At 63.7% G+C, this 20,150-nt stretch carries 16 protein-coding genes; 4 read left to right on the top strand and 12 right to left on the bottom strand.

The window, feature by feature from the left end:
• Positions 1-206: 206 nt before the first annotated feature.
• From F0A16_RS19840 to F0A16_RS19830, 3 genes are read right to left on the bottom strand one after another with little or no spacing between them, the layout of a single operon-like run.
• Positions 207-1,010, bottom strand: a complete 804-nt coding sequence (locus tag F0A16_RS19840) for a class I fructose-bisphosphate aldolase (RefSeq protein WP_149437505.1) — start codon at positions 1,008-1,010, stop codon at positions 207-209.
• Positions 1,007-2,833, bottom strand: a complete 1,827-nt coding sequence (locus F0A16_RS19835; RefSeq protein WP_223119840.1) for a glycerol-3-phosphate dehydrogenase/oxidase — start codon at positions 2,831-2,833, stop codon at positions 1,007-1,009. The genes F0A16_RS19840 and F0A16_RS19835 overlap by 4 nt, the downstream gene beginning before the upstream one ends.
• Entirely contained in the window at positions 2,830-4,392 is a 1,563-nt protein-coding gene (locus F0A16_RS19830) for an FGGY-family carbohydrate kinase (RefSeq protein WP_187776088.1), read from the bottom strand. Before F0A16_RS19830 ends, F0A16_RS19835 begins: the two co-directional genes overlap by 4 nt.
• Before the next feature lie 308 nt (positions 4,393-4,700).
• On the opposite strand from F0A16_RS19830, the gene F0A16_RS19825 reads away from it, so the two are divergent.
• From F0A16_RS19825 to F0A16_RS19815, 3 genes are read left to right on the top strand one after another with little or no spacing between them, the layout of a single operon-like run.
• Positions 4,701-5,651: a substrate-binding domain-containing protein gene (locus F0A16_RS19825; protein ID WP_223119839.1), complete on the top strand. Its 951-nt coding sequence runs from the start codon at positions 4,701-4,703 to the stop codon at positions 5,649-5,651.
• Between the two features lie 51 nt (positions 5,652-5,702).
• Entirely contained in the window at positions 5,703-6,791 is a 1,089-nt protein-coding gene (locus tag F0A16_RS19820; protein WP_149437500.1) for an alcohol dehydrogenase catalytic domain-containing protein, read from the top strand.
• Positions 6,788-7,591: a DeoR/GlpR family DNA-binding transcription regulator gene (locus F0A16_RS19815; RefSeq protein ID WP_223119838.1), complete on the top strand. Its 804-nt coding sequence runs from the start codon at positions 6,788-6,790 to the stop codon at positions 7,589-7,591. The genes F0A16_RS19820 and F0A16_RS19815 overlap by 4 nt, the downstream gene beginning before the upstream one ends.
• A 75-nt stretch (positions 7,592-7,666) precedes the next feature.
• On the opposite strand, the gene F0A16_RS19810 is transcribed toward F0A16_RS19815, so the two are convergent.
• The 9 genes from F0A16_RS19810 to rpiB form a co-directional block, all read right to left on the bottom strand.
• On the bottom strand, positions 7,667-8,623 hold the full coding sequence (locus tag F0A16_RS19810) for a D-ribose ABC transporter substrate-binding protein (protein WP_149437498.1): 957 nt from the start codon (positions 8,621-8,623) through the stop codon (positions 7,667-7,669).
• 51 nt (positions 8,624-8,674) lie between these two features.
• Positions 8,675-9,829, bottom strand: coding sequence for an ABC transporter permease (locus F0A16_RS19805; protein ID WP_149437496.1), 1,155 nt, complete (start codon positions 9,827-9,829; stop codon positions 8,675-8,677).
• A gap of 28 nt (positions 9,830-9,857) precedes the next feature.
• Positions 9,858-11,414: a sugar ABC transporter ATP-binding protein gene (locus tag F0A16_RS19800; protein WP_149437494.1), complete on the bottom strand. Its 1,557-nt coding sequence runs from the start codon at positions 11,412-11,414 to the stop codon at positions 9,858-9,860.
• Positions 11,414-12,064 (bottom strand): DUF2291 family protein, encoded by a 651-nt coding sequence (locus F0A16_RS19795; protein WP_149437493.1) that lies wholly within the window; start codon positions 12,062-12,064, stop codon positions 11,414-11,416. Before F0A16_RS19795 ends, F0A16_RS19800 begins: the two co-directional genes overlap by 1 nt.
• A 76-nt stretch (positions 12,065-12,140) precedes the next feature.
• Positions 12,141-13,253, bottom strand: a complete 1,113-nt coding sequence (locus F0A16_RS19790) for an MDR/zinc-dependent alcohol dehydrogenase-like family protein (protein ID WP_149437491.1) — start codon at positions 13,251-13,253, stop codon at positions 12,141-12,143.
• Positions 13,254-13,672: 419 nt separating this feature from the next.
• Positions 13,673-14,632 carry an ABC transporter permease gene (locus tag F0A16_RS19785; RefSeq protein WP_149437489.1) on the bottom strand — a complete coding sequence of 320 codons (960 nt, stop codon included), beginning with the start codon at positions 14,630-14,632 and terminating at the stop codon, positions 13,673-13,675.
• A complete protein-coding gene (locus tag F0A16_RS19780) occupies positions 14,622-16,121 on the bottom strand; it encodes a sugar ABC transporter ATP-binding protein (RefSeq protein WP_149437487.1) in 1,500 nt (499 codons plus the stop codon). The genes F0A16_RS19785 and F0A16_RS19780 overlap by 11 nt, the downstream gene beginning before the upstream one ends.
• Before the next feature lie 84 nt (positions 16,122-16,205).
• Positions 16,206-17,174 (bottom strand): substrate-binding domain-containing protein, encoded by a 969-nt coding sequence (locus F0A16_RS19775; protein WP_149437485.1) that lies wholly within the window; start codon positions 17,172-17,174, stop codon positions 16,206-16,208.
• Positions 17,175-17,573: 399 nt separating this feature from the next.
• Complete coding sequence (gene rpiB / locus F0A16_RS19770; RefSeq protein WP_149437483.1) at positions 17,574-18,035, bottom strand: ribose 5-phosphate isomerase B; 462 nt, start codon at positions 18,033-18,035, stop codon at positions 17,574-17,576.
• Between the two features lie 357 nt (positions 18,036-18,392).
• Here rpiB and F0A16_RS19765 point away from each other — a divergent pair, with 357 nt between their 5' ends.
• The gene (locus F0A16_RS19765) at positions 18,393-20,114 is read left to right on the top strand and encodes a dihydroxyacetone kinase family protein (protein ID WP_149437481.1); all 1,722 of its coding nucleotides are present in this window, start codon (positions 18,393-18,395) and stop codon (positions 20,112-20,114) included.
• Positions 20,115-20,150 lie beyond the last annotated feature (36 nt).

The following is a 20,150-nucleotide window of genomic DNA, read 5'->3' as shown; positions in this document are numbered from 1 at the left end:
GGAGATCCCTTCGTTCACTGATTGCGGCCCGCATGCGCGGCCCGCCTGACAAAACGCAGCGCCGCCGGTCGGAAGGACGGGTGAAACGACGCACGGCATCGCTATCCCGAGCGGGTCGGGGCAGGGTACAAAAGTCTACACACAGAATAGCTAGCTGCCTATGTTTTGCCACCGCCGCCATCGCTTTCGACACGCGTCGCGTCGCCTCACTCGGCGCCACTTCCCTGCACGATAGCGACCAGCCGCTCGATGCCACCGGTCACGCCTTCGCGCTGCCAGGCGTTGCGACCGAAGATCACCCCGCTGGCGCCGTTATCCAGCGCATCACGGGTAAAACGCGTCAGCGCCTCGTCATCGTTCATAGCCGCCCCGCCCAGAACGAGCACCGGCACCGGACAGCTCGCTACCAGAGCCCGCATATCCTTGGGGTCACCGGTGTACTGCGCCTTGATCAAGTCGGCCCCCAGCTCGGCGGCGATCCTCGCGATTCGTGCGATACGCTCGCCATCGAGCAGACCTTCCTCCCTGGCCCCCCACACCACCGCCTCGACGATCAGCGGCAGTCCGATCGCCTCGCACTGACGCGCGGTCTCCGCCACCGCCTCGAGATTGTCGGCCTCGCGCCGGGGGTCGTCGTAACCGGAGATCAGGCACATCACCACGGCATCCGCGCCCATCGCCTGCGCCTGGGCAGGGGTAGCGATCATGCGATGATGCTCCTCTCCCGCCAGGGTGAAGTCGCCCACCATCGGATAGTCGATTCGCAGCACGATTCTGGGAGCCCGACTGTCGGCGAACAGGTCCCCGCAGGACTTGAGCGCGCCCGGCGACAGCAGTACCGCATCCGGTCGCGACGTGACGATGGCTTCGCAGGTTCGGCGCGCATCGATCGCATGCTCCACCGGGCCCGCCAGTAGTGTGCGATCGAACGCCACCATGCAGGTCAGGCCGGTCTCGCGGCGAAACAGCCGCCCCGTTCGCAATCCGCTGGCAGAGAGCATGCTGGTCATGACGCTGGCTCCTGAGTGGAGGAAGTCCCCTTGCGCGGGGCGTTTCCCGATGTGGAAGAGAGCGGCTCGTCGCCACTCGCCGTCGTGTCGTCGGCGCCCGGGCCGAGCGAGACACCGTGTGCGCGTACGGCGATCTCCCGTACCCTGTCGATCTCATCCCGGCAACGGGCCTCCGACCACGTCAGGACCCCGCTGCACAGCGTCGCGATCTCCTCGATCACCGCGTCGTCGAGCAGGCCGGCCAACGCGATCGGCAGACGCCGGAACAGCACATCCGCCAGATGCTCGACACGCTCGAAGCGGCAGACGAAATCGATCTCTCCGATATAATAACCGGGCAGCGAATCCAGGGGCCGCTGGCGGCAGGCCCCGCCAGCGCTCATCCCCGCACAGTGACGTGCCACCGCCTCGCCCCGCGTGCCGTAGCGATCCAGCAAGGTAATGGCCCGATGCCGGTCGCCCTCGCAGATGGCGGTCACCCTGGCGAGCCACGCCTCCCGCGACGTCGCATCGCGGGGAAAGTCGCGCCCGCCACCGATGGCCAACTGCCGGGTACCGACCTCGCGCCGGCGGCCCAGCCTCGCCAGCAGGTCGTCGGCCACCTCTTCGGCAAACCCGCGAAACGTGGTCCATTTTCCACCCACCAGGGATAATACCGGCCAGTCGTGGATGCGATCCTCGACGATGGCGTGATCGCGGCTGATCTGGCCCGGATCGGCGGCGTCGCTGTGCGGCAGTGGTCGCACGCCGCTATAGCGGTAGCGGACCTGATCCGGACCGATCGTCACCTCGGGAAACAGGTAATGCACCGCTTCGAGCAGGTAATCGCGCTCGTCGTCGTCGCAGACGGCCTGGTCCGGGTCGGTGCAGCGGATATCGGTGGCACCGACCAGCACATGACTCATGAATGGATAGATCAGGCAGATGCGACCATCGGGCGTGCCGAAATAGATCATGCGCCCGTCGAGCTGATCGCGAATCTGCGGCACGTCGACGATCAGGTGCCCGCCCTTGGTGCCGCCGATATGCCGTGTTTCCTGCCCCAACTGGCGGTTGATCTCGTCGATCCAGGCACCGCCGGCATTGACGATGATCCGCGGACGAACCTGGAACGCGTTGCCCTCTTCATCGTCGAAGGTTATCGCTTCACCGTCACTACCGGTCAGGGTGACGTGATTGAGCGCCATCGCGCCGCGATGGGCTCTGCAGCCGTCGTCGATCAGCTCGAACCCGAGCCGCTCGGCCTGGCTGATCGCGGCGTCGTAGTAGGTGTGCAGCGCCCGCACGTCGTGGCGGATGTCCGGCAACGATTCCCGTACCTTGCGCCCCAGCGTCACCGAATGACGCGGCATGCTGCGGAAATGGCGGCCGAGGAAATCGTAGAGCGTCAGCCCCGCTTCACTGATCAGGATACCGCGGTCGTCGATCTTTGCCGGACGACGGAAGAAACGCTGGATCGACGGCCAGATCCCGCCCCACCAGCTGTGCGTCGGCATCGCCGTGCGCAGCGGATGCACCACGTGCGGCGCGTTGCGCAGCAGCAGGTTGCGCTCGCGGGTCGACTGCGCCACCAACCGGAACTCGCCGGTCTCGAGATATTTGAGTCCACCATGGATCAGTCGCGACGGCGCGGCACTGGCGCCGGCACAGAAGTCCTGCTTGTCGACGATCAGCGTATCGACGCCCTGCAGCGCCAGATCGCGGAACAGCCCGGCGCCGTTGATTCCGGCACCAATGATCAGCACCGACACCGCGGGATCCGCCCGCAAGCGATCCAGTGTCTGCCGACGCGTCGGCGGCATGGCATTGGCGGGTTCCGTCATTGTCTTGCTCCCATCGTTGGCGTGGATTCCGCCGAAGTGTCGGGTGAATCCGGGGACGACGCCTCGACGTCCAGCGTCGCCCATAGCGTTCTCATCCCCTCGATCAAGCGCTGGTAGCGCTCGAAGCCCTGCTGACACGCGGCCTGGCGCTCCGAATCGGGGCTGTAGCGGTGGTCGACCTCGCAAAGCGACGTGGCCGACTCGATGGCGGGAAACACTTCGGCTGCCACGCCGGCGCAGATCGCGGCGCCCCAGGCCGCGGCCTCCTGGATTCGCGACGTTTGCAGCGGCCGACCCAACGAATCGGCGAACAGTTGGGCCAGCCGCGGCGAGTGACTGCCGCCGCCGGTGATGCGCACGCGCTCGATGGCGAAGGTCGAAGCCAGGGCATCGACATGCACCCGGTGATTGAACACCACCCCTTCCAGGATCGCACGCAGGACATGGCCACGGTCGTGCCATCCCTGGAGACCGAACAAGCCGGCACTGGCCGGTTCATCGTAGGGCGAACCATAAAGGAACGGGTGGTAGACCAGTCGTGACGGGCTACGGAAAGCGGCGTCCAGCGACGCTTCCATCTCGGCGAAAAAGGCGCCCGTGCCGCCATCTCCCGGCTGCCCCCACTGACGATGAAACCATTCGAGATTGCTGGAGGAAGCCGGTGAAATCGCCATGTTGAGCCATTGGCCAGGGCGTAGTCCGTTGCGTGTCGCCCAGCGCGGATCGGGCTTGGGCGCGTCGGAAAAGACCTCGTTGATGCTGAAGGTGCCGGCCGCGATGGTCAGCGTATCCGACTCGACGTTGCCCAGCCCCACCGCGCTGGCGGTAACGTCATGCAACCCTGCGGCGACCGGCGTACCGGCTTTCAGGCCGGTGGCGCGCGCTGCCGACTCGCAGACCTGGCCGGCGACCTCCTCGGGCAGGCGAACGTCGGGCAGGGCCTCGAATACCGACGCGATGCCCAGCATCGACAGTGCGTCGCGACTGTAGCGCTGGGTGTTGACGTCGGTGTAGCCGGTGCTGGCCTCGGTGAAGTCAGTGGCGATCTCGCCGGTCAGCTTGAATCGCAGCCAGTCCTTGCAGGTCAGGACGTGGGCGAGAGCGGCGTAGCGCTCGGGTTGGTTGGCCTGCAGCCACGCCAGCAAGGCTACCGGCGAGAAGGCGAAAGGCATCTGCCCGATCCGCGCCAGCGCCTCGTCGCGTATGCCCTGCTGGCACCAGCGCTCGACGATACCCGCGGCACGACTGTCCAGCGAGGTGATGGCGTGGCCGAGCGGCTCACCCTTGCGATCCAGGGGGTAGAGCCCGTCGCCGTGGGCCGTGACGCCCACCGCCAGTATCTCGCCGCCCTCCAGGCCGGCGGCCGCCAGGGCGGCACGTATCGATTCGGCGGCGCTCGCCCAGGCGACGTTCATGTCACGCTCGACCCAGTGGGCCTGGGGATGCTCGAGCCGGGAAGATTCCCGCCCAATCCCCACGACGTTGCCCTGGGTATCGAAGATCACCGCCTTGGTGGAACTGGAGCCACCGTCCAGCCCCAGCAGATAACCGCGTGACATGGCTGCCTCCCGTTGATTTCGTCCCTCGGCACACTTATCCATCGTGCGAGAGCTTCGTGAGCGCCATTTCTAACACTATTTTGTTATCCACGGACGTTAGACGATGGTGTTAAATAAAAATATAAATATGAAAAATGTATTTATATTCAATTATTTAAAATTTAGTCCGTGAAAACATAATTTCAACGAGACCAAAGTCATAGGGCGAACCATCACTTTTTGATGTTATCTCTTCATCGCCGATCGCAGTTACAGCGCTACCCGACACACTTCAACAAAAAACATTCTCCTCGCAGGAGTTGAACATCATGTATAACGCCATGCTTCGAAACGTGCTTTGGGTGCTTTCGTTGGCCCTGTGGGCAATATCCACCACGACTCATGCCGATGATGCTCAGCGCCAGTATCGCTTTGTGGTGGTTCCCAAGGTCGTGCACCCCTGGTTCGACCAGCTCAACGAGGGGGCTCAGGAAGCCGCTGGTGAGATTCAGCGCCTGACCGGTGCCGAGGTCACGGTCCAATACACCGCCCCCCAGAGTGCCAGCGTCGCCGAGCAGAATCAGATACTCGAGAGAGCCATTGCGACTCGCCCCGACGCCATCATTACCGACTTGCTCGACCCCACCGGCAACCGCGCCGTGATCCGCGAGGCCCTGGAGCAGGAGATCCCCGTCTCGGTCATCGACGACAAGGGTATCGAGGACATGCACCTGCCCGTCGTCGGCAGCGACTACTGCACCCAGGCGATGGTGGCGGCGGAACGCCTGGTCGAACTCCTCGACGGGAAAGGCAACGTCGCCATCATGATGGGCGTGCCAACGGCGTCCAACCACGCGCAGCGCGCCGAGTGCAGCCGCGCGGTATTCGATCGTCATCCCGATATCGAAGTCGTCGCCACCGGTGTCGACAACGACAGTATCTCCACGGCACAGAATCAAGCGGCGGCGATCATGCAGGCCCATCCCGAGCTGGATGGCTGGATTCCCTCAAATGCCGCCGGCCCCATCGGCATCGGCCAGGCAGTCAAGGAGGCCGGCAAGGCAGGTGAGATCAAGATCGTCGGTATCGATGACCTCAACCAGACCCTGAGCCTGATCCAGGAAGGCGTCATCGATTCCACCTCCGCACTCCGCCCCAGACTGATGGGTTACTGGTTCATCATCAGCGCCTGGCAGCGCGCCAATGGTGCAGAAGTGCCCGAGTACATCGATACCGGACATGTATTCATAGACCAGGACAACATCGAAGACTATCTGTAGTCGGCGACGTTTGACGTGGATCTTCGCTCACCAATTCAGGAGACCGTGACGATGCTACCCGATGACATGCAAGCCGTGGTCTGTCGCGGCCCCGGCGACTACCGGCTGGAGCGCGTGCCCACGCCCCGCCCCGGCCCCAACGAGCTGATTCTGGGAATCCAGGCCTGCGGCATCTGCTCGAGCGATCTCAAGTGCCGCGACGGCGCCGCCATGTACTGGGGCGACGGCGACCGCTTTGCCCCCTTCGTCAAGCCACCGATGATCGTCGGCCACGAATTCGCGGGTGAAGTCGTCGCACTGGGCGACGATGCCGGGGAACACTTCGGCGTTGCGCTCGGGGATCGCGTCGTGCCGGAACAGATTCTCCCCTGCGGCAAATGCCTCTACTGCCAGCGCGGCCACTACTGGATGTGCGAAGTGCATCATATCTTCGGCTTCCAGGGCGGCGTGGCCGATGGGGGCATGGCCGAATACCTGCGCGTGCCGGCCAATGCGGTGCTGCACCCGGTCGACCCGGGCCTGAGCCTCGAGGATGCCGCCTTTCTCGAACCCCTGGCCTGCGGCATCCACGCCGTCAACCGCGCCGACATCCAGTTCGACGATACCGTGGTGATCGCCGGTGGCGGCCCGATCGGCCTGGCCATGGTCCAGCTCGCCAGGCTCAAGACGCCCAAACGGCTGATTCTGGTCGACACCCATGACGACCGCCTGACCCTGGCCCGCGACTACGGCGCCGATCACGGCCTCAATCCGCATCGCGACGATGTTGCCAAGGAAGTTCGGGCACTCACCGGCGGTTACGGTTGCGAGGTCTACATCGACGCCACGGGCTCCTCGAGCGGCGTGGTCCAGGGCCTGGAGTCGCTACGCAAGCTCGGTCGGTTCGTCGAGTTCAGCGTGTTCAAGGAGCCCACCAGCGTCGACTGGTCCACCATCGGCGACCGCAAGGAGCTGGATATCCGCGGCTCGCATCTCTCGCCGCACACCTACCCGGTGGCGATCGACCTGCTGGCCCGCGGGCTGGTGACCACTCGCGGCATCGTCACCCATCGTGTTCCGCTGGCCGACTTCGAGCGCGGCTTCGAGATCGCCGCCCGGCGCGACTCGATCAAGGTCGTGTTGACGACGGGAGCGTCATGACTTCACCCACGACCATGACCCCTCGCACCGTGACACGGGGGGCACCAGCGCGCCGCCAGGCGATGCTGGACTACATCATCCAGGCCGGCTCCGCCCAGGTCGACGAGCTGGCCGAGCGCTTCGGCGTCAGCCGGATGACGGTACACCGCGATCTCGACGCCCTCTCCGATCAGGGCATGGTCAACAAGCAGCATGGCGGGGTCACCACCCGCTCTTCCAGCGTGTTCGAAAGCAACTTCGCACTGCGTTCGCATATCGCCACGCGGGAAAAGCAGGCGCTGGCCCGTGCGGCGCTGGAGGAGATCGCGTCCGGCGAAGCGGTGATGCTGGACGACTCCACCACTGCCGCCGAACTCGCCCTGCTGCTGCCGGCGCGGGAGCCACTGACCGTGATCACCAACGGCCTGGAGAGCATCGACCGGCTCAAGGCCGCCAGCGGCATCAAGTTGATCACCCTGGGCGGCGACTACCAGCCCCGCTTCAATGCCACCTTCGGCCTGCTCTGCGAACAGACGCTCGCCAACCTGCGTGCCAATGTGGCGGTGCTTTCCGCATCGGCCATCCTCGGCACTACCGCCTATGTTCAGGACCCGACGGTGACCCAGATCAAGCGCGCCCAGATGGCGGCGGCAGAGCGCCGGATCCTGCTCGTCCACAGCGCCAAGTTCGGCCACGGCGCGCTGCATCGGCTGGCCGATCTCAAGGAGTTCGACCTCGTGTTGATCGACGAAAGCCTTGCCGCCGAGCATCGCGCCACGCTGGACGAGGCCGAGATCCGTTATCGCCTGATCGAAGCTTGACCGTAAACGACACCGACAAACGAAACCGCCGCGGGCCAGGGCCCGCGGCGGTGGATCGACGAACGGCTTTGCGTCTTACTGCTTGAGCACGAACGGCGAGACATACTTGTCGACGTTATCCGGGGTGATCAGGATGCAATCGAAGAGGTGCTTCTCGCCCTGGACACCGGTTTCGCCGGTGGTGATGAACTTGTCGGCCATCTGCACCGCGGCCTTGGAGAAGATCGCCACCGGCTGCAGTACGGTATAGGCGAGCTCGCCGGACTTGACCGCGTCGACGGCGTCTGGCGAACCGTCGAAGCCACCGACCACGACATCGTCCAGCTTGCCGGCTTCCTTGAGTGCGGCGATCGCGCCCAGTGCCATCTCGTCGTTGCCGCTGATCACGCCTTGAATGTCAGGGTTGGCCTGTAACAGGCTCTGCATCTTGTTGAAGCCCTGAGTGCGGTCCCAGTTGGCGACGTCCTCGCCGACCTTGTTGAGATCCGGGTACTGGCTCAACACCGTCTTGTAGCCGTTGGAGCGTGTCGCGGCGTTGTTGTCCGACGGCGCTCCCTTCAGCTCGACGTAGTTGGCCGAGTCGCCGACCGTCTGTACCCACTGCTGCGCGCCGAGGGCGGCACCCTGGGCGTTGTTGGATACCAGTTGCGCCTTGGCCAGCCCCTGCTCGTTGATTTCCGCATTGACCAGGAACACCGGGATACCGGCTTCGACGGCCTTGCGCACCGCACCGACGGAACCATCGGCATTGGCGGGGTCGAGAATGATCGCCTTGGCCTGATTGGTAATCGCAGTATCGATCTGGCGGCTCTCGGTATTGGTATCACCCTTGTGTGCGCTGACGTTGGCGCGATACCCCAACTCCTCGGCCGTTTCCCGGGCGATCTTGCCCTCGGTGAACCAGTAGGGGTTGGAGGTATCGTTGACGATGACCGAGATCAGTCCCTTGTCCTGCGCCATGGCGCTTCCGGCGAGCAACGGCGCGCTCACGGCGAGGGCTGCGATCAGCAGGCGTTTTCCTGTCTTGAACATGATGGATCACCCTTCTTTTGCGATTGTGATGACTAGCGTGCAACGGTCAGGCTAGTGCTGTGTTGCCGGTTTACCGGCTGTACTTTCCGCCTCGGATGTCACGCGCGCGGCATTGCCGCTCGAGGCCGGAGAAGAGGGGTTATCGGGTGCCTTTGGTTCTGCAGGCGTGGCCACGCGCTTCTTGCGCCCGCCGTACTGGATGCTGTTGAGCAACACCGCCAGCACGATCACGGCACCGGTGAACACGGTCTGCCAGTAGGAGGAGACGCCGATGATCACCAGCCCGTCGGACAGGAACCCGATCACGAAGGCGCCGAGCAGGGTGCCGCGCACGTTGCCGCGGCCGCCGGTCAGCGCCGCGCCACCGATCACCACGCCGGCAATGGCGGTCAGTTCGTAGGTGGTGCCCGCGGTGGGGCCGGCAGAGGTCAACTGGGACGACAGCACCAGCCCGGCTATCGCCGCGCAGATACCGGAGAGCACGTAGACCGAAACCTGCACCCGTTTGACCGGCACGCCGGAAAGCTCGGCCGCCCGCGCGTTGCCGCCGGTCGAGTAGACCCAGCGTCCGAACGGCGTGCGCGCCAGCGCCAGGATCGTGACGATCGCCACCGCGGCCAGAATCAATACTCCCACCGGCACACCGAACAGGCGGTTGAACCCCAGCCAGTCGAACCCGGTGTTGCCCAGTTCCGGGCTGCCGCCGAGGTTGTTGTAGGTCAGACCATCGGTCATCAGCAGCGCCACGCCGCGGGCGACGTAGAGCAATCCCAGGGTGGCGACGAAGGCCGGTACCTTGAAGTAGGCGATCAGCACGCCGTTGATGGCGCCGATGAACGCGCCGACCGCGCAGGTCAGGATGACTACCACCCACACCGGCGGATAGAGCGTGACACCGAACATGTCGAAGCTCACGCCCTGCATCAGAAAGCCCGCGACCACCCCGCACAGTCCCAGGGTCGAGCCCACCGACAGATCGATGCCGCCGGTCAGGATCACCAGCAGCATGCCGATCGACAGCAGCCCGAAGATCGCCACGTGGGACGACATGGTCAGGAAGTTGTTGGTCGAGAAATAGACCGGCGACAACGCCGAGAAGATGATGATGATCGCGATCAGGGCGAAGAAGGCGCGACCCTCGAGCAGTATCCGCCCCAGATCGAAGCCGCCACCCTGGCGCGCTGGCGCTTGGCTGTGCTTGGACATAATCAAAACTCCCTTCGAGTAAAAGCGCTCACGCGACCACGGCCTCGCCCGAGGCGGCCATGATCTGTTCCTTGGAGACGTCGGCGCCGAACTCCGCCGCGATGTGTCCGCGGCTCATCACCACGATGCGATGGGCGATGCTCAGGCATTCGCCGACCTCGGAGGTGGAGAAGATCACCGCCAGCCCCTGCTTGGCAGCCCCTTCCGCCAGCAGTTTGAACACTTCGGCCTTGGCCCCGATATCGATACCGCGGCTCGGCTCGTCGAGCACCACCACCCGGGGATGGGTCGCCAGCATCTTGCCGATCACCACCTTCTGCTGATTGCCGCCGGAGAGCGAGCCGATCTCGGCCCTGGGCCCGTCGGTCTTGATATGGACGTTGGCGATCGACTCGTCGACCACGCCGCGCTCGCGGCTTCCCGAGGTCAGCAGCCAGCGGGTGAACGCCTTGATGCTGGCCAGCGACAGGTTCTCGCCCACCGACATGGTCTGGACCAGGCCATCGCGCTGCCGGTCTTCCGGCACCAGCACCAGGCCCTTGGCGATGCGCTCGGCGATGCTCAGGTGCGAGACGTCCTCGCCTTCCAGCACCACCCGCCCACCGCTCAGCGGCACGCGACCAGCCACGCACTCGAGCAGTTCGGTGCGCCCGGCGCCCATCAGGCCATAGATGCAGACGATCTCGCCGGCGCGGACCTCCAGCGACAGATGATCGACCACCGAGCGCTCCGGCACTGCGGTATCGGCGACGCTGACATCCTCCAGCGACAGCGCCACCTCGCCCAGGGCGTGACCGGTCGGCGGCGAGCCGAGATCGAAGTTCTCGCCGACCATGTTGCGCACGATCCACTCCAGGTCGATATCCGCTCGCCTGGCGTAGGCCGTCATCACGCCATCGCGCAATACCACCGCGTGATCGGTGATGAGCAGCGCCTCCTCCAGGTGGTGGGAGATATAGACGATCGATACCCCGCGGCTCTTGAGGTCGCGAATCACCCGGAACAGGACTTCGACCTCGGTCGCCGACAGCGCCGAGGTCGGCTCGTCCATGATCAGGATGCGCGAGTTCACCGACAGCGCCCGGGCGATCTCGACGATCTGCTGCTGCCCCAGGCGCAGGTCCTCCACCGGCGTCAGCGGATCGATCGGCTCGTCGAGCTCCTCCATCAACGCCCGGGTCTGACGCGCCTCCTCGGCATAGTCGATACCGGTCGGCCCCTTGATCTCGCGGCCCATGAAGATGTTGTCGCGCACGCTCAGGTTGGGCGCCAGGCTCAACTCCTGATGGATGATCGAAATGCCCAGGCGCTGGGCATCGGTGGTCGAGGCGAAGCGTACCGGCTCGCCCTCCAGCACGATCTCGCCGGAGGTCGGCTGGATCACGCCGGACAGGATCTTCATCAGCGTCGACTTGCCGGCCCCGTTCTCGCCGAACAGCGTGGTCACCTGGCCGCGATAGACGCCGAAGTTGACCGTCTTGAGCGCATGCACGCTGCCGAACGACTTGGCGACATCCCGCGCCGACAGGACGATATCGTCGACCGGTTCGCAGGCGGGAGCGGGCCGACTCGAAGAGGAAGCCATCACTGCACCTCCATGCTGACGGGCGTCACCAGCCAGTTCTTGGGATTGATCAGCTTGAACACGCCGGTCACCCTGACGGTCTTGCCGCTCAGGTCGGCGGTATCGATATCCGCCAGCACCGCTTGCTTCATCGCGTCATTGATCGACGCCCCCGCGTTCTGATACTCGATCTGGTTGGCGAACTCACCGAACGAGATCTCGCCGGTGGCGTCGCGCAGGTCGGTGCCATTGATCGCCGGGCCGGTCTGCACGCGCAGCGTGATCTCCTCGGGCACGCCTTCGGCTTCGACCGTATAGATGCCTGAGCGCGCCTCACCGAACGTCCCGCTGAAAGTGACCGGCACCACCGGGCCGAAACCATCGCCGACACCATACTTCTGACCCGCCGCCGTCGAATCCGCAAGCACCGCCGACGCCAGTTCACCGGCATCGACGGCGCGCTCCTCGACGCTCGCCTGAATGGCCGGGAAATGCTCCCCGCCATAGGTCTCGGCGGAGAATCCCCCGGCCAGCTCGGCTTCGGTGCCGATCTCGACGACCTTGGTGTCCCAGGCCATCGCGGCCAGCACCACGACCACGCAGGCACCGATGATCAGGCGCCCTTTCAGCTTGCCCGGCGCTGCTGGCCGACTGGCAACTGTTGTACTCATCGCTTCGAGCCCTCTCTCCTGATACCGCTGTCTTCGTCTGCGCGGGGCGGGAGCGACCGCCGACCACGCGCCGAAATCACGGGATCAACACGATCTTCAGTGACTTCGATCCGCTCTTCATCAGCTCGAAGCCTTCCTCGTATTTTTCCAGCGGCAGCTTGTGAGTCACCACCCCTTCGGTCGGGAAATCGCCGTTGCGGATCCCCTCGATGACCAGCGGATAACAGTACGGGCCGAGATGGGAGCCCAGCACGTCCAGCTCCTTGCGGTCGGAGATGATGCTCCAGTCGACGCTGACCGGATCCTTGAACACGCTGAACTCGACGAAACGCCCCAGCTTGCGAATCATCGACAGCCCCTGCTCGACCGACTTGGGATGCCCGGTCGCCTCGATGTAGACGTCGCAGCCGTAGCCCTCGGTCATCTCCTTGATGATCGAGACCACGTCGTCGCGCTTGGGATTGAGGGTCAGGTCGGCGCCGAACTTCTTGGCCAGTTCCAGGCGGTCGTCGAACAGGTCGAGCACGATCAGTTTCTCGGCGCCCGCTTTCTTGGCCGCACCGACCATGCCGAGCCCCAGGGTGCCGGCGCCGGAGAGCACCACCACGTCGCCCAGTTCGATCCTGGCACGCTGCACCGCATGCAACGAGCAGGCGTAAGGCTCGATCAGGATCGCCTTCTCCAGCGGCATTTCCTCGGGGACGTGGTAGTTGATCGCCTCCTTGGTGAACTTCATGTACTCGGCCATACCGCCGTTAACGTTGTTCTGGAAGCCGTACAGGTCGTGCTTCTCGCACATCCAGTACTGCCCTCGACCGCAGAAGCGACAGTTCCAGCACGGCACGATCTGCTCGGAAATCACGCGATCGCCGACGGCGTAACCTTCGACATGGGAACCGACCTTCACCACTCGGCCGATGAACTCGTGCCCCGGGATCATCGGCGCCTTGATATAGGCGGGCTGTGTCTCGTCGCCCCAGAAGCTGGGCGCGCCGTCGTAGGACTTGATGTCCCCGGCGCAGATGCCGCAACCCTCGACCTTGACCAGGATCTCCTTGTCGTCGATCTCGGGGACCGGCACCTCTTCGTAGCGATAATCATTGGGCGCGTAGGCGACTACCGCTTTCATCGTTCGGGGGATGTCGTCGAGGGAAGTCGCTTGCGTGGATGTCGCGGTGGAGTCGCTCATGGAAGATCTCCCAGGCTTAAACACATGATCAATATTCGGTCATATGTTTTTATCTCAGCAGCGGAAAAGACATCAATACGCAACGCGAAAATGCACTCTAAGACTTTAGGCAAACGATTTTCATCTTATTGATAAATATAACTTTAAAATGAATGCATTTGGTACGCTACGACTAAAGTTATCGACGAGCACACGGCAAGGTTCGAGAGAATGGGCGGGAAACAAATGCGTTAGAATGCTCCAAACACGATCATATGTTCATCGGTATGAATAAAATGAACGACTCTCGATCGTAAAGCACGGGTAGCAAGGCCATTCGAGCCGTATCATTGCCGACGGAAGGGAGTCCGGTCTTGTACGTGGAGCCGGCGGCCGGTGTCGCGGCAAGACCGCACCGACCGCGACCGTATCCCTCACGATCAATCGCGCTTGAAATAGCGTCGCGAGATGGAATCCAGCGAGATCGCGATCACCACGATGGCGCCGCTCACCATCGACTGCCAGTACGGGGAGATGCCCAACAGCACGATCACGTTCTCGATGACGCCGATGATCGCCGCGCCGAAGATCGCCCCCAATGGCGTGCCGATGCCGCCCGTGGTCGGCACCCCGCCGATCACCGAGGCGGCGATGGGCCCCAGCACCCACGAATCCCCGATGGAGGGCTGTGCCGAGCCCAGCCGGGCGACCATCAGCATGCCGGCCAGCGCCGCCAGGAAGCCCGCGAAGGCGAAGACGCCCAGGCGGACACGATCGGCGCGAATGCCCAACATCCTGGCAGCCGACAGGTTGCTACCGACGGCATACATGTAGCGCCCGAACGGCGTCTTCAGCGTGATGAAACAGGCGACGACCAGAAACAGCAGCATGATCCAGAATGGTACCGGCAGGCCGGCCCACTTGCCGCTGCCGAGAAAGCCGATATCGGCGGGAATGCCGGTAATCGCCACCCCCTTGGTGATGACCAGGTTGAGGCCGCCGTAGACACCCGCCATGCCGATCGTCAGCACCAGCGACGGCAGCCGGAGCAGCGTCACCAGCAGGCCATTGAGCAACCCGAACAGCGCCCCGATCGCCAGACAGAGCGCGAATGCCAGCCACGGGTTCAGCCCCACCTTCACCATCAGGATGCCACCGATCACGCCGCAGAAGCCGCCGATGGCACCGAGCGACAGATCCAGTTCTCCCAGGATCATCAACATCGACTGCGCGATGGTGATCATGCCAATGAAGGCCAGCGACCGAGCGATGATGACCAGGTTGTAGCTGTTCAGGAAATTCTCCGACAGCAGCGACGCCACCACCACGATGAGCGCCAACACCCCCACCACACCGCTCAGAGGATTGCTGACCATGAACCCCATTGCCTTACGCAGCATGCCCGCTTCCCCCGTGACCGTGGATGGCCCCGACCAGCGCGTCTCCGCTGGCCTGGTCGATATGAAATTCTCCGCTGACCTTCCCTTCGTAGAGCGTGATGATGCGATTGGCGCAACGCCGCAACTCATCCATCTCCGATGACACCAGGATGATCCCCACGCCGCGCTCGGCCAGCACCTTCATCAACCGGTAGATCTCCATTTTGGTGCGGATATCGATCCCCTTGGTCGGCTCATCGAAGATCAGTATGCGAGGGTCGCAGGCCATGGCGCGCCCGATGATCGCCTTCTGCTGATTGCCCCCCGACAGGAAAGCGATGTTCTTGTTCATGGTCGGGGTCTTGATGTCGTAGTCACGCACGATGTCGCCGACACGCTCCCGCTCCCGGCGGGCGTCGATCACCCCGTGGCGGGCCGTGGCGTGCAGCAATGCCATGCCGATATTGCGGCGCACGCTCTGGCCGGGAAAGATGCCGTGATACTTGCGCTCCTCGGAGAGGTAGAAAAGACCGTTGCGGATGGAGTAGTGCGTGTCTCCCAGCCGCCACGCCCGCCCCTCCAACTGGACGTTTCCGGACCGGGCCGGCAGAAAGCCGAACAGGGTCTGCATCACCTCGGAACGGCCAGCCCCGACCAGCCCGGCGAACCCCAGGATCTCCCCCCGTCGCAACGTGAAGGAGACATCCTCGAACCTTTTCCCGCAGAGGCCTTCGACTCGCAGCATGACCTCCCCGCTCCCGCCCTCGGGCTGCAGGCGGCTATCCGTCTTGACCTCCTGCCCCGACATCAGCGACACCAGCTGGCGGTCGTCCAGCTGCGACGCCGGTCGCGTCTCGATCTTGCGACCGTTGCGCAACACGCTGATGGTGTCGCTGATGGCGAACATCTCGTCGAACTTGTGCGAAATGAAGACGACGCCGCAGCCCGAGGACACCACGTCCCGCACCACCCGAAAGACGCGCTCGACCTCGGTCTCCGTCAGCGAGGAGGTCGGCTCGTCGAGAATCAGGATCTTCATCGACTCGTTGGTGCAGGCCCGCGCGATCTGCAGCAGCTGCTGGTCGGAGATAGAGATATGGCGCACCTTGTCGCCGGGCCTGGCCGCGATCTTGAATCGATCGATCCAGGTCTGCGCCGCCCGTTCCAGCTCGCGGCGCCTGAACAGCCATCCCCCGCGCCGGGAGCGCGAAAAGGGCATGAAAAGGTTCTCGGCCACGGTCATGTTGCCGAACAGATTGATCTCCTGCGGAACATAGGCAATGGTCTTGTGCAGGTGATCGTGGCTTGCAGCATCCTGGCCATCGATCATCACGCGCCCCTGGGAGGGCTTCTCGGTGCCGGTCAGAATCTTGACCAGCGTCGACTTGCCCGCGCCATTCTCCCCCGCCAGCGTGTGCACCTGGCCCATCTCGATCTCGAGCACGATGTCATCAAGCGCCTTGACGCCCGGAAACATCTTGCTGACATGGTCGACATGCAAGTAAGCCATCGTCACCTCCCGCAAACTCTCGCGTTGGATCGTCGAAACCGCCCCGCCAGCGATACACGGCTGTTGACGAGGGCGTTCCGAGCCTCACTCCATGAAGGAGTCGACGTTATCGGGCGTGATCATGATGTTGCCGGTGTCGATATGATTGGGTGTGATCGCCCCGGTTGCCAGCTGCCACATGCTGATCACCGACCAGTAGCCCTGCATGGTTGGCCGCGAAGCCGACGAGGAGTCCGCCACGCCCTCCTTGATCAGCACCAGCATCTGACTGAGGTCGTCGAGGCCGACCAGTTGAACCTTGCCGACCTTGTCGGCCTCCTTGATCGCCTGGCCGATACCGACCGGTCCCGCGGCGTCCGAGGCGACCCACCCATCGAGATCCGGATTGGCCTGCATGATCGCGGAGGCCTGCTGCTGCGCGGTGTTGATGTCATCGTTGTCGACGCCGGTCGCGACGACCTCGATACCGTCGTGGGCGTCGAACACGGCCTGCGCACAGCGCGCCCGCTCGGCGTGATTGGGCGCCGTGGGCACCCCCATCATGATCGCCACCTTGCCCTCGCCATCCAGCAGTTCGATCAAGCGGTTGGCCGCCATCTCGGCCTGCTCGCAGAAATCGCTGCCGACGGTGGTCAGGTTCATGCCCTCGGGATTGATCGAATCGAAAAGCGTGATCGGAATCCCCTGCTCCTGGGCCTCCTGCAACACGGTGCGGTTGCCGCTGGGATCGAGCAGATCGACGATAATCCCGTCGGGGCGCGTCGAGATGGCACGCTCGATGATTTCGTTCTGCTGGGCAACGTTGGCGCTTTGGGGAGCCGAGTACTGGATCTCCACGTCGGAACCGGTCTGCGCCTTGATCGCGGCGGCAGCCTGCTGCGCTCCCTGGTTGACCTTGTCGAACCAGGGGTGAACGACCTTCGGCACCACCACGAAGCGATAGCTCTCACTCTTCTCGGTCCCCGGACCATCGGCGGCGAGAGCCGATGATGCCACCCCCGCGGATGCCAGAATGCCGAGCGCCAGTACCACACCCGCCTTGACGATTTTCATGGAGAACCCTCCGGAACGATCTCTACCACCATTCACATGAAACTCATCGAGTTCATATGAACACCATTTGTCTTCATCATTTACTGCTTCGCTTGCCACACGGGCAAGACAGACTTTAGTGGTCACGACGAAAGATCGATTATTTTTATTTTTTTCAAAAAGTTATTATTCCATCGACAACCGAACCGCCACAGTCGGCAGAATCCAGAAGAGCCATAATCGATGATCATATGATCACCCGATCGAGGCCTATCGCTACCCGCGGCTTCGCCCAACCTCTTCGACCGCCGCGCCGATCCCCTGAATCTCTTCCGACTTCCGACTTCCGACTTCCGACTTCCGACTTCCGACTTCCGACTTCCGACTTCCGCAGGAGGATGCCGAGCCAGGCAACCCGATTCAACGATGCTCGCGCTCATAGGCCTCGATCCGATCCACCTTGGGCTGCGAGCGGCCGCCGGGCTCATACTCGTTACCCAGGAAACTCTCGGCGATCGTCTTGGCCAACTCGATGCCGATGACGCGCGCCCCCATGGTGACGATCTGGGCATCGTTGCTCTTGCGTGCCCGCTCGGCAGAGTAGGTGTCGTGAGCCTGTGCAGCGCGAATGCCAGCCACCTTGTTGGCGGAAATCGCCACGCCAATGCCGGTGCCGCACATCAGAATGCCGCGATCGTAGCGCCCTGCCGCTATCGCCTCCGCGACCTCGATCGCGATGTCCGGGTAGAGCACCGGCTTCGCCTCGTGCGTGCCGAAGTCCTCGACTTCATGCCCCAATGCCCTGACGTGCTCGATCATTGCCTGCTTCATTTCGTACGCAGCCTCGTCACACCCCAGCGCCACTCGCCACTTCTTTGCCATCACTCACCTCCATGCTGTCAATGACGTCGAACCTCGACGGCATCATCATAGCCACACACCGATCATATGAACAAGAATAACTCATATGAGCATAAAGTCGTGTATCCATAGGCGCCAAAACCCCGAAAATCGGCGCAGAATCAGCCTGAAGCGACAAGAAAACCGTCGAAACAAGGGCGCGAAAAAGAGCTTTATCACCACCAAAGTCGCATATCGTCGCCCCCTTTGGTCGCTATGATGGTCGCAGGCGCAGCAAGGAAACCAAATGCGCAAACCTGGATCATATTTTCATCAGGCTGTATCAGGACACTGATCGTCCACGGTCTGACATTCACTCAATCGCCGGGAGCGTCGGCCATGACACGTCTTTACAACGATCCTGTGAATTTCGTCGACGAAGCGACCGAAGGGTTCGTCGCCGCGCATGCGCAACGGGTCTGCCAGGTACCCGGCGGGGTCATTCGCAGCACTCGCAGCGAGCCGGGCACCGTCGCCGTCGTTATCGGCGGAGGATCGGGCCACTATCCGGCCTTCGCGGGGCTGGTCGGCCAGGGTCTGGCTCATGGCGCGGTCATGGGCAATCTGTTCGCCTCGCCGTCGGCGCAGCAGGTCTACAACGTCTGCAAGGCTGCCAACAATGGCGCCGGGGTGCTGCTCAGCTTCGGCAATTACGCCGGCGACGTGCTGCATTTCGGCCAGGCGCGGGAACGCCTGATTCGCGAGGGCATCCCCTGCGAGATCGTCGCGGTCATCGATGATGTCTCCAGTGCCGGACGGGAGGAGCTTCACAAGCGTCGCGGCATCGCCGGCGACCTGACCGTGTTCAAGATCGCGGCGGCGGCCGCCGAGGCGGGCTATTCGCTGGAGGAGGTCGTGCGTGTCTCCCGCGCGGCCAATCTGCGTACGCGCTCGATGGGCGTGGCATTCGACGGCTGCACGCTGCCGGGCTCGAAGGATGCGCTGTTCCACGTACCCGCCGGCAAGATGGCGGTGGGCCTGGGCATCCACGGCGAGCCGGGAATCAGCGAGCAGGACGTGCCCAGTGCCGACGACCTGGCCGAACTGCTCGTCTCCCACCTGATGGAAGAGATCCCGGATGGCATCGGCAGTGTCAAAGGTGCCAAAGCCTCGGTGCTGCTCAACGGCCTGGGCTCGATCAAGTACGAAGAGCTGTTCGTGGTCTATCGCCGGGTCAATCAGTTGCTGACGGAAGCCGGGCTGGAGATCGTCGAACCGGAAGTGGGAGAACTGGTCACCAGTCTCGACATGGCGGGCGCCTCGCTGACGCTGTTCTGGCTCGACGAGGAGTTGGAGCGGCTCTGGAAGGCGCCGGCGGATGCACCCGCCTATCGCAAGGGCAGTCTCGAGGCCGCCCCGCCGATCGACGCCTCAGCGCTGGACATCCCGGATGTCGATGCCATTCCGCCAGCCAGCGAAGCATCGATCGCTGCCGCGCGCTGCCTCTATCAGGCGCTGAGCGCGACGCGCAGGATCATCGACCAGAAGGTGGAGGAGCTGGGGCGGCTCGACGCCATTGCCGGGGATGGCGATCACGGCATCGGCATGCAGCGCGGCGTGGTCGCCGCGGAACTGGCCGCCGAGGATGCGGTGAGCCGCAGTGCCGGGGCCGGCACGCTGTTGCGCATGGCCGCAGAGGCCTGGTCGGATCGCGCCGGCGGCACCTCCGGCGCCATCTGGGGCGTGATGCTGAACGCGCTCAGCGTGACGCTTGGCGACGATGACGACCCGACCCCGGCTGACTATGCTGAAGGCATCGCCAAGGCCAAGAACGATGTGATGGCGTTCGGCAAGGCCAAGCTGGGCGACAAGACCCTGGTGGATGCGCTGGCACCGTTCAGCGAGATCCTTGAACAAGCCGTCGCCGCGGGAGACGATCTCGCCACGGCATGGCGCAAGGCCGCCGAGGCCTGCGAAGCGGCGGCGACCGCCACCTGCGAGCTCAGACCGAAGATGGGGCGCGCCCGCCCGCTGGCCGAAAAGAGCCTCGGTACACCGGACCCCGGTGCGGTCTCCCTCTCCCTGATCGTCGCCGCCATCCAACCCGTCATCGACCGGTGATCCCGCCCTCGATGACATGACGCTCCACAGCGCGAG

The organism is Salinicola corii (assembly GCF_008298015.1).
Classification (GTDB): domain Bacteria; phylum Pseudomonadota; class Gammaproteobacteria; order Pseudomonadales; family Halomonadaceae; genus Salinicola; species Salinicola corii.
The sequence above is the reverse complement of the archived record's forward strand: the minus strand, read 5'-3'. Positions and strand labels throughout refer to the sequence as shown.